Consider the following 1,456-nt stretch of genomic DNA (forward strand, 5'->3'; position numbering starts at 1 on the left):
GAAGTTCGCCGGCATCGACGTGTTCGATATCGAGCTGAACGAAAGCGATCCGCACAAGCTCGTCGACGTGATCGCCGCGCTCGAGCCGACTTTCGGCGGCATCAATCTGGAAGACATCAAGGCGCCGGACTGCTTCATCGTCGAACGCGAATGCCGCAAGCGCATGAAAATTCCCGTCTTCCACGACGATCAGCACGGCACGGCCATCGTCGTCGCGGCGGCGATCACGAACGGTCTGAAGGTGGTCGGCAAGAACATCGGCGAAGTGAAGCTGGTCGCGTCGGGCGCGGGCGCGGCGGCGCTGGCGTGCCTGAATCTGCTCGTCGATCTCGGCATGAAGCGCGAGAACATTTTCGTGACGGATCTGGCCGGCGTCGTCTACAAGGGCCGCACGGAGCTGATGGACCCGGACAAGGAACTGTTCGCGCGCGAAACGAGCGCGCGCACGCTCGCCGAAGTGATCGAAGGCGCAGACGTGTTCCTCGGGCTTTCGGCCGGCGGCGTGCTCAAGCAGGACATGGTCAAGCAGATGGCCGCGAAGCCGCTGATTCTCGCGCTCGCGAATCCGACGCCGGAAATCCTGCCGGAACTCGCGCTCGAAGTGCGCCCGGACGCCGTGCTCGCCACCGGCCGCACGGATTATCCGAATCAGGTCAACAACGTTCTGTGCTTCCCGTTCATCTTCCGCGGCGCGCTCGATGTCGGCGCGACCGTCATCACGAAGGAAATGGAAATCGCTGCGGTGAACGCCATCGCGGAACTGGCGCGTCAGGAGCAGAGCGATATCGTCGCGACGGCTTATGGCATTCAGGATTTGTCGTTCGGCCCGGAATATCTGATTCCGAAGCCTTTCGATCCGCGTCTCATCGTGAAGATCGCGCCGGCCGTCGCGAAGGCGGCGATGGACAGCGGCGTGGCCACGCGTCCAATCGAGGACATGGAAGCGTACGAGCAGCATCTGCAGCAGTTCGTCTATCACAGCGGCACGACGATGAAGCCCGTGTTCCAGCTCGCGCGCAGCGTCGAGCCCGAGAAGAAGCGCATCGTGTTCGCGGAGGGCGAGGAAGAGCGCGTGCTGCGCGCGGTGCAGATCGCCGTCGATGAGAAGATCGCGAAGCCGATTCTCATCGGCCGTCCGGCGGTCATCCAGCAGCGCATCCAGAAATTCGGCCTGCGTCTCGCGCCGGGCGTCGATTTCTCCGTGGTCGATACGGACCACGACGAGCGCTATCGCGATTTCTGGCAGACGTACGCGAAGATGATGGCGCGCAAAGGCATCAGCCAGCAGATGGCAAAGCTCGAAATGCGCCGCCGCACGACGCTGATCGGCGCGATGCTCGTGCAGAAGGGCGAAGCCGACGGCATGATCTGCGGCACGGTGAGCACGACGCATCGTCATCTGCACTTCATCGATCAGGTGATCGGCAAGAAGGAAGGCGCGAACGTGTACGCGGCA

The 1,456-nt window shown here is 62.9% G+C and carries 1 protein-coding gene; it reads left to right on the forward strand.

Going from position 1 to position 1,456, the window contains the following annotated elements:
- Nucleotides 1-1,456: phosphate acyltransferase (locus QCE58_RS33945; protein ID WP_309781245.1), on the forward strand; the 1,456-nt coding region annotated here is incomplete at both ends.

The organism is Caballeronia sp. LZ028 (genome assembly GCF_031451415.1).
In the GTDB taxonomy this organism is placed as follows: Bacteria; Pseudomonadota; Gammaproteobacteria; order Burkholderiales; family Burkholderiaceae; genus Caballeronia; species Caballeronia zhejiangensis.